Below are 8,961 nucleotides of genomic sequence, written 5' to 3' on the forward strand. Positions count from 1 at the left end.
GATTCGCGCGACTGACTTAAAGGTCAAACCTTTCGGAGTCCCCCGGCAAAGCCGGGGGTTTACCGGACTTAATTAAAATAAATATTAAAGGCGGGATGTATGGGAATATGCTCGCTCCAGCCAGTTATTTCAGTAAAGATTATACGCTGAGTATCGTTAATCCCTGAAGCAAAGCGCTAAAATCTCAAAGGACTTTGTGGTTTTTGTTATACGAATTATATAATTAACTCAAACCAGTAACAGTACATTCGTACAAAATAAAAGTTCATTTTCACCCGTCTTGCAGAGCGTGCCATCATCCGTGCTTAGCAGCCACGCTGACGGCACGCTGAGTCATCACTTCTTTCCCTTCAGGCGACGACTTTCATCAGCAAAGAGAGCATCAGCAGTAGCACTAAAATCGACGCAGGACGGGTAAACCAGTACAGATAACGCCACTGATGGCGCTCTTTATTATCCGCATCCTGAATTAAGCGTTGAACTTCCTCGTCCTGCGCACCGCAAGCCTCAGGAAGATGCATCAGCAGATGTTGATAATGCTTACGCATCACCACAATCCTGAACTGCTCAGCCACAAACAGCGGCGGTAAAAGGGGGCATATCGTGCGGATTAAACCAAACAGAAGATAGTCATCGACAGGCAAAAATTGGTTAAACAAAAACGTCAGGAGCACCATCGGCGCCAGGGCTATCAGTTGCCCCAGCCAGTACTGAGGGTGGCGATACACCCCCCGGCTGCTTCCCGGTAGTTTTTATTGATAACACCGATGGGAAGGCCGGCAAATTCGGGGATATCCCTTCGTCTTATATAGATTTTCATTTCCTTTATCATCCCTGATTAAAACGCGGTGGTTGGCTTGCAAAGAGCATTGCTGACGGGCAGTAAGCAGGAACCTCATACCCTGTTCAGCAGGAGTTACAGGGCGGTTTTAATCATAAACAACCTTCACACCGTCAATCTGACCGACAAAGGAATAATTTTGACCGGATAAGTACATATGACCGCCGTTGTGTACTTTATAATTCCCTCATTGATTTATTCACTGACTCAGGCCGTTGACGCCAGATGGGAGCATCACCTATGAAGCTATTTAGCCATGATTTTAACGACCATGCCTTCCTGCCCGACGAATTCTGTTTTGCCCGCCAGGATGCGGCCACGCATCTCAGCCTTGCCGACAATAAAAACCCGCACCTTGGCTGGCAAAACCTGCCGGAAGGTACGCAGTCGCTGGTGTTAATCTGCCACGACCCGGATGTCCCGACGCGCGCGGACGACGTCAATCAGGAAGGCAAAACCGTTCCGGCATCGTTGCCCCGTACCGATTTTTATCACTGGTTGCTGCTCGATATTCCCGCATCACAAACGGAGATCCTCACCGGCTCACACGCATCGGAAGTGACGGCGGGTGGTAAATCCGGGCCACAGGCAGCCGGCGGTTTACGCCACGGCATCAATTCTTACACCGCCTGGTTCAGCGGCGATGCGGCGATGGCGGGCACCTGGTATGGCTATGATGGCCCTTGCCCGCCGTGGAATGATGAGATCGTGCATCATTATATCTTCACCCTTTATGCGCTGGGCACGCCTGCGCTTGACGTTTCGGGCGAATTAAACGGGGAAAATATCAAACAGGCGCTCGCACAGAGCCAGGTTCTCGGCTCTGCCTCCCTGACCGCGCTGTACAGCCTGAACCCCGCCTTAACGGCCTGAACCAACCGGAAGCCAGAGATGACCTTTACCGTCGCCGATGTTTCACCTTCGCAGACATTACACACCCACGGCGACGTTATTGCTTCGGCGGCCTTGTCGGGTATCACACGCGGTCGGGCGCAGATTTGTACCCTCGTCTGGCCGCGAATGAAAATTGCGGCCCACACCCGAAAATTTCATTTTTTTGAACCCACGCTGCTGCTGGTGCTGGGCGGCAGGCTCGACTTCACTGCGGGTCAGTCAACAGGCGCCCTGCTTCCCTGGTCACATCTGGGGCTTGTCGATCAGCATACCGAAGCCGATTTCAGCAAATACCCCCAGAGTGAAACGGCCCCTTTTCGTTCGCTGTTTCTGACGTTTAATCCGCAGCTTGTTGAGCGCTTCAACCAGACCTTTTGTGGCACGACTCACCGCAATCAGGCGAGAACCGCGCTTATTGCGACCAGTCCGACGCTGCTCGGCGCGCTGGATGCCCTGATCGTGAGCCTCGGCGATGCCAGTCTGAGTGACGAACGCGTGACATTGCGGGTGTTTGATCTTCTGATGGTGCTCAAAGAGCACGGCTTTCAGTTTTCGCCGGGTCAGTCATCGCTTGTCTCCCGCCGCCTGATGAGCATCCTGAATGATTCGCCGGAGAGAAACTGGACGGCCGGGCAGGCAGCGGAGTCACTGGCGATGAGTGAATCCACCCTGCGGCGTAAACTGAAAGCTGAAGAGGCGGGCTTTGAGCAGATCCTGCTGGAAACGCGGATGCATCACGGGCTGATGCTGATCCAGACCACGCCGTGGAATATGGTGCAAATCGCCGATGCCTGCGGCTATAAATCGGTAGCGCGTTTTAGCGAGCGTTTTAAACAGCGCTTTGGCACAACGCCCGCCCGCTTTCGGTAACGGTTATTGCCGACAATCGACAATTCTGGTCACGTCCTGAAGGTTACCCCGCAGTATATTGACCAGATTAGAAACGCCAATACGCTGATTTTCATGCATTGAAAAATCGGAATAGAAAGCCGCGTGTGGGGTAATAATATAGATTATCAGACCATAAAAATGTCAGGGCTTTTAGCATCAATGATATTTATTATGCGTAAAGCCGCTTTGTTAGGTTTGCTCTCGTTTCGTTCCCACTTCGACACGCTTTCAACTGACATGCCGGTTATCATCGCCAGAACGGCCTGTGACATGTTATAGCGTGCCCGTACTTCCTTGATTTGTTTACCCGTCATCTCCCTGACTTCCGGGATTTTACGAGCATTAACCGCTGTATCAATAGAAGCCACGGTCTCATCCTTAACAACACCTAATTTGTTGTAACGATGAGCCATTCCCTGAATGCGTTTCAAACGTTCAGTCATCACAAGTTACCTCAAGCAGTTCTTTACTTTTCAGCAGGTATTGTATGTCTACCTGACTCAGTGCAACAAAATCTTCTGCGATTTTGCAATAAGCATCAATTTCATCATCTTCAAGTTCCTTTCCTTTCTTTTTGGAAAGCTTACTTTTCAGATACATATCAAAAAAATAAATATTAGTGCCATCGTTAAAAAATACGATCGCACGCGCCCCATCTCTTGGGCTCACTGCTGGCAGAGCCAGCCGCTTTTTATAGGTGTATTTGCCGAGATGGTCGCCAGAAAGGCCAGAGAAGATCGCTTTAGCGGCCTTGCACAAAGTAGTGTCACTGATACGCGCATCCTGCCGCTCAGCCTCAAATTCAGGCGTTAAGTAGATCCCCATGGTTTCCTTTCCATAGTCAAAACCCGTAAGCAAGACTATAACCAGTGTTACGGGTGTACACAAGTTGAGCACTGATTAATGCTTAAACTGCGACCTGTTCCCCGCCCCTGGTACGGAAAAAAAACGGCCACAACCCTGAGGTTATGGCCGTCTGAATGGCACTATCCAGGCCTTACGGCTACTTCAGTTTCTCTTCTGCTGCTTCCGTGGCTTCCACTTCTTCGTACCAGCGCGGATGGTGTTTTTTCGCCCAGCGACGACTTACCTTGCCCTCGACCATACCCTTGATCGATCCTTTCACCCAGAATGCCATATACATATGGATCAGAATGGCATGAATAAGCACAATGGCGGCGGTTGCATGAACCAGCAGGCTCCAGCGCACCACGCTAATGGGGAAATAGTGGGCAAAGTATGGCCGCCAGATAATCAGCCCGGTCGCCAGCAGCACGAAAATAAGGCTCATAATGCTCCAGAACATCATTTTCTGCCCGGCGTTGTATTTTCCGACTCTCGCCACCTTATGTTCGTTGCCCTTCAGCACCTCAACAATACCTTTAAACCAGGGAATATCCTGTTTGTCGGGAATATTGTGATGAACAAAACGCACAAACATAAACATCAGCAGCACGAAAATCAGCAGTCCAAAGAACGGGTGCAGAATACGCCCCATCTGCGGCGTACCAAAGGTTTCCGTCAGCCATTGCAGGGTCGGGAAAAACAGCGCAATCCCTGAAAGTGACACCAGGAAGAAGCTGATAACCACCGTCCAGTGGCAGGCGCGGTCGATAAACGAGGTACGCAGGATCATTTTGCTTTTACTCATGGTCGTGCTCCTCTTCATCTTCATGCGTCTCTTTGTTTGGCCCGATCCCCACATAGTGATAAATCAACCCGGCGAAGGTGGCGATAAAACCGGCCGCTGACAGTGGTTTAAGGATCCCTTTCCACAGATTAACCGGTGCCGAAATATGCGGATCGGCGGGTAATCCGTGGTACAGCTCCGGGCTGTCAGCATGGTGCAGCACATACATCACGTGGGTGCCGCCTACGCCCTGCGGGTTATAGACGCCAGCATGCTCAAAACCGCGTCTCTTCAACTGGGCCACGCGGGTTTCCGCCACACCAAGCATCTCTTTTTTACTGCCGAACTGAATAGCGCCGGTCGGGCAGGTTTTCACGCAGGCCGGCTCCTGGCCGACGCTGACTCTGTCGACGCACAGCGTGCATTTATAGACCCGGTTATCGTCCGGATTGAGACGCGGAATATTGAACGGGCAGCCCGCAATGCAGTAGCCACAGCCGATGCAGTGTTCTGACTGGAAATCGACGATCCCATTGGCATACTGGATAATAGCTCCGGCAGACGGACACGCCTTCAGGCAGCCAGGATCGGCGCAGTGCATACAGCCATCTTTGCGGATCAACCACTCCAGCTTGTCATGCTGGGTGGTTTCACTAAAGCGCATCACGGTCCAGGATTTGGCGCTCAGATCGGTTGGGTTGTCGTACACCCCGTTGCTGTACCCTACTTCGTCGCGGATATCGTTCCATTCCGAGCAGGCCACCTGACAGCCTTTACAGCCAATGCAGGTGGAAACATCGATAAGTTTTGCCACTTCGGTGCGAAAATCCCGCGCCTGGGGCGGCGGCGTAAAGCCGTTGGTGGCCGAGCGTTTGATAATATCCTGTGATTGCATAGACATGGTTTCCCTCCTTTACGCCTTCTCGATGTTGACTAAAAACGCTTTGTATTCCGGCGTTTGCGAGTTAGCGTCTCCAACCGATGGGGTCAGAGTGTTGGCGAGAAAACCTTTGCGGGTCGCGCCTTCAAAACCCCAGTGGCAGGGAATGCCCACGGTATTGACCGCTTTGCCATCGATGGTCAGGGTTTGCAGACGTTTGGTGACCACCGCCTTCGCCTTGATAAAACCGCGTTTCGACATCACTCTCACCGTATCGCCTGCCACTATGCCTTTGTCCTGCGCCAGACTTTCGCCGATCTCAATAAACTGCTCCGGCTGGGCGATGGCATTAAGACGGGCATGTTTGGTCCAGTGGCGGAACAGTTCAGTAATCGAATAGGTCGTTGCCACAAACGGGAAGTCCGCCGCCTGCCCCATATTGGCGAGATCGCCGTTAAAGATGCGCGCCACCGGGCTTGAAACAACGTTCGGGTGCAGCGGGTTGGTGCCAATGGGCGACTCAATGGGTTCGTAATGTTCAGGGAAAGGCCCGTCGTTCATTTTGTCGATGGAGAACAGACGCGCGACCCCTTCCGGGTTCATGATAAATGGCCCGACGTTGGTGTCAGGGGCTGAGGCGTTATAGTCCGCCACATCCATACCGGTCCATTTTTTACCGTCCCAGTGCATCAGGGCGCGCTTCGCATCCCAGGGTTTTCCTGACGGATCAGCCGAGGCGCGGTTATAGAGAATGCGACGGTTAGCTGGCCACGACCAGGCCCAGCCCGGCGTACAGCCCAGACCATAAGGGTCGCTGTTATCGCGGTTGGCCATCTGGTTACCCTGCTCCGTCCAGCTTCCGCAATAGACCCAGCAGAAGCTGCTGGTTGAGCCATCGTCACGCAACTGGGCAAAACTGCTGAGCTGCTGACCTTTTTTGGCAATCAACTGCCCTTTGTCATCAAACAGGTCCTGCAGTGCCTGACCGTTAGCTTCACGGGCAATCTCTTCCGGATGCGGATCGCGGGGATCTTTATAGTTCCATGCCATATTCAGCACCGGCTGCGGATTCGCTCCCCCTTCCTGGGTGTACAGCTCGCGCAGGCGCATAAACAGGCGGCCAAGAATTTTACCGTCGTGCAATGCCTCTCCCGGCGGCTCGGCTGCTGCCCAGTGCCACTGCAACCAGCGCCCGGAGTTAGCAATCGACCCGTCTTCTTCGGCAAAGCAGGAGGATGGCAGACGGAAGATTTCGGTCTGGATCTGCGCCGGATCCACGTCGTTCATCTCGCCGTGGTTCTGCCAGAAGTTGGACGACTCCGTGACCAGCGGGTCAATCACCACCATATATTTCAGTTTTGCCAGCGCTTTCGCGGATTTGTTCTTGTCCGGGAAGGCGGCCAGCGGGTTAAAGCCCTGCACGATATAGCCGTTGATTTTGCCTTCCAGCATCAGTTCGGCCTGGGTCATCACATCGTAGAGGCGATCCCATTTCGGCAGCCACTCATAGCCCCAGTTGTTCTGCGCCGTGGCATGCTCGCCCCAGAAGCTTTTCATCATGCTGATAAAGAACTTCGGCGTGTTTTGCCAGTAGTTCACTTCATTGACGCCCAGCGCCGGCGGCGTGATTTGGGAAATATAGGTGGCGTAATCCGGCTGTTTTTCCGACGGCAGCGGCATATAACCCGGCAGGTTGGTGGAGAGTAACCCAAGATCGGTATAGCCCTGAATATTGGAGTGACCGCGCAGGGCGTTGACGCCGCCCCCGGCCATGCCGATATTGCCCAGTAGCAGTTGCAACATGGCGGCAGTACGGATGATTTGCGCCCCGGCGGAGTGGTGCGTCCAGCCCAACGCATACAAAATTGTGGCGGTACGATCAGGCACGCTGGTGCTGCCCATAATCTCGCAGATGCGGGTAAAGTCTTTTACCGAGGTACCGCACAGGCGGCTGACCATCTCAGGGGTATAACGCTCGACGTGGGTTTTTAACAGGTTCCAGACGCAGCGCGGGTGGCTTAGCGTCTCGTCACGCAGGGCATGTCCCTGCTCATCAAGCTGATAGGACCAGCTGGACTTGTCGTACTGGCGTTTCTTGCCGTCATAGCCACTGAACAGACCGTCATCAAAGGCGTAATCTTCGCGGATCAGGAAGCTGGCATTGGTGTAATGGCGAACATATTCATGCTGCACCTGGTTATGCTCAAGCAGATAGCGAATGACCCCCAGCAAAAATGCCGTGTCCGAGCCTGCGCGGATGGGGGCATAGAGATCGGCGATGGCGGCGCTGCGGTTAAAGCGCGGGTCGACCACCATCACGGTGGCATCGTTGTTAGTTTGCGCTTCAATCACCCATTTGAAACCGACCGGATGGGCTTCCGCAGCATTACCGCCCATGATCAGTACTACGTTGGCGTTTTTAATGTCCACCCAGTTATTGGTCATCGCTCCGCGCCCGAAGGTCGGCGCCAGCGCGGCAACGGTTGGGCCGTGGCATAAGCGAGCCTGGCAGTCGATCGCCACCATTCCCAGCGCGCGGGTGAATTTGCCATCCAGCACGCCGGTTTCGTTACTGGCCGCCGAGGAACACAACATGCCAGTGGTGGTCCAGCGGTTGACCGTGAGCCCTTGTTGATTTTTTTCAATAAAGTTGGCGTCACGGTCATCTTTCATCAGGCGGGCAATACGATTAATGGCCTCATCCCAGCTGATTCGCTGCCATTTATCACTGCCCGGCGCGCGGTACTCCGGGTACTGCAAGCGCGTTTCGGCGTGAATATAATCCAGCACGCCAGCCCCTTTCGGGCACAGCGACCCCCGGCTCACCGGATGATCCGGGTCACCCTCCACGTGGTAGATACTTTCTTTAACATTTTTGGCGTTATCGCCCAGGCTGTACATCAGCATGCCGCAACCGACTGAACAGTAGGTGCAGTTGTTACGCGTCTCTTTTGCTTTTAAGAGTTTATATTGACGGGTTTCCGCTAACGCAGAAAAAGATGTTAAAAATCCGAGAGATGCAACAGTGGTTCCTGCCATACCGCCCGCGCAGATCCGAAAGAACTGCCTCCGGCTGAATTCCATTTAAACTCCAGCTTAGAACTTAAGACTCGAATAGGTTGGCAGATTATAAGGTTATTTAACAGGATTGACCATTACCCACGTGTGGTTATTAACAAGGGCAGAACATTTTATAATCATATGCCGAAAATATTGCTAACCATGCGCGCATAAAGGACAAAATTTTTGAATGACCTTGGCAAAAAAGAGGTGTACTGGCGGTAAATCAGCAAAAAAACGCTGATAAATTATTCAATTGTTTGCCGTCCAGCTTACTTATATTCCTCATGCATTAATGGCACTAACGGAAAGATGCCACCCCGCTTCCTCATGCTATATCTCCATAAACACATACCTATTAAGAAAAGGGTGCATGAGATGCTGAGAGGTAAAAGAGCTGTAATTACTGGTGGAGGCAGAGGATTTGGTCAGGCGCTGTGCGTGTGGCTGGCGCGGGAGGGAGTCGAGGTGAATTTTTGCGCGCGGCAGGCAGATGATATTCAACAGACCAGCAGCATCATCACTGCCGAAGGCGGCATTGCCAAAGGCTATATCTGTGATTTAAGCCAGCCTGAGTCCCTCTCGCAGTTTTCTTCACCGCTGTTAGCTTCAGAGAAGCCCATAGACATTTTAATCCTCAACGCGGCTCAGTGGTTGTCGGGGACGTTAGACGATTGGCCTGATACAGAAGTAAGTATCCTCCGGCAGAGCCGGAGGCTTTAGGGTGAGCGCCTCAAAGGCGCCGACAAACCATGAGCCGCCCAA

The 8,961-nt window shown here is 52.8% G+C and carries 8 protein-coding genes and 1 pseudogene; 3 read left to right on the forward strand and 6 right to left on the reverse strand.

The features are described from left to right. Positions 1 to 350 precede the first annotated feature (350 nt). Positions 351 to 728, reverse strand: coding sequence for a hypothetical protein (locus tag ACSZO4_RS23220; RefSeq protein ID WP_437891419.1), 378 nt, complete (start codon positions 726 to 728; stop codon positions 351 to 353). 353 nt (positions 729 to 1,081) lie between these two features. On the opposite strand from ACSZO4_RS23220, the gene ACSZO4_RS23225 reads away from it, so the two are divergent. Then, complete coding sequence (locus ACSZO4_RS23225; RefSeq protein WP_437891420.1) at positions 1,082 to 1,714, forward strand: YbhB/YbcL family Raf kinase inhibitor-like protein; 633 nt, start codon at positions 1,082 to 1,084, stop codon at positions 1,712 to 1,714. Between the two features lie 18 nt (positions 1,715 to 1,732). After that, positions 1,733 to 2,605 (forward strand): helix-turn-helix transcriptional regulator, encoded by an 873-nt coding sequence (locus tag ACSZO4_RS23230; RefSeq protein ID WP_437891421.1) that lies wholly within the window; start codon positions 1,733 to 1,735, stop codon positions 2,603 to 2,605. A 146-nt stretch (positions 2,606 to 2,751) separates the two neighbouring features. Here the strand turns inward: ACSZO4_RS23230 and ACSZO4_RS23235 are convergent, their stop codons facing one another. The 5 genes from ACSZO4_RS23235 to fdnG form a co-directional block, all read right to left on the reverse strand. Next, positions 2,752 to 3,069: a helix-turn-helix domain-containing protein gene (locus ACSZO4_RS23235; RefSeq protein ID WP_437891422.1), complete on the reverse strand. Its 318-nt coding sequence runs from the start codon at positions 3,067 to 3,069 to the stop codon at positions 2,752 to 2,754. Further along, on the reverse strand, positions 3,062 to 3,451 hold the full coding sequence (locus ACSZO4_RS23240) for a type II toxin-antitoxin system RelE/ParE family toxin (protein WP_437891424.1): 390 nt from the start codon (positions 3,449 to 3,451) through the stop codon (positions 3,062 to 3,064). Before ACSZO4_RS23240 ends, ACSZO4_RS23235 begins: the two co-directional genes overlap by 8 nt. A 178-nt stretch (positions 3,452 to 3,629) precedes the next feature. Next, complete coding sequence (fdnI, locus tag ACSZO4_RS23245) at positions 3,630 to 4,277, reverse strand: formate dehydrogenase-N subunit gamma (protein ID WP_437891425.1); 648 nt, start codon at positions 4,275 to 4,277, stop codon at positions 3,630 to 3,632. Continuing rightward, the gene (fdxH, locus tag ACSZO4_RS23250) at positions 4,270 to 5,157 is read right to left on the reverse strand and encodes a formate dehydrogenase subunit beta (protein ID WP_437891427.1); all 888 of its coding nucleotides are present in this window, start codon (positions 5,155 to 5,157) and stop codon (positions 4,270 to 4,272) included. The genes fdnI and fdxH overlap by 8 nt, the downstream gene beginning before the upstream one ends. A gap of 12 nt (positions 5,158 to 5,169) precedes the next feature. Then, a complete protein-coding gene (gene fdnG / locus ACSZO4_RS23255; RefSeq protein WP_437891429.1) occupies positions 5,170 to 8,220 on the reverse strand; it encodes a formate dehydrogenase-N subunit alpha in 3,051 nt (1,016 codons plus the stop codon). A gap of 354 nt (positions 8,221 to 8,574) precedes the next feature. Here fdnG and ACSZO4_RS23260 point away from each other — a divergent pair. After that, a pseudogene (locus tag ACSZO4_RS23260) lies at positions 8,575 to 8,889 on the forward strand (SDR family NAD(P)-dependent oxidoreductase); the annotation flags it as partial. Between the last annotated feature and the right edge of the window lie 72 nt (positions 8,890 to 8,961).

The sequence above is a fragment of the Phytobacter sp. V91 genome (genome assembly GCF_965644225.1).
GTDB lineage: Bacteria > Pseudomonadota > Gammaproteobacteria > Enterobacterales > Enterobacteriaceae > CBFFRJ01.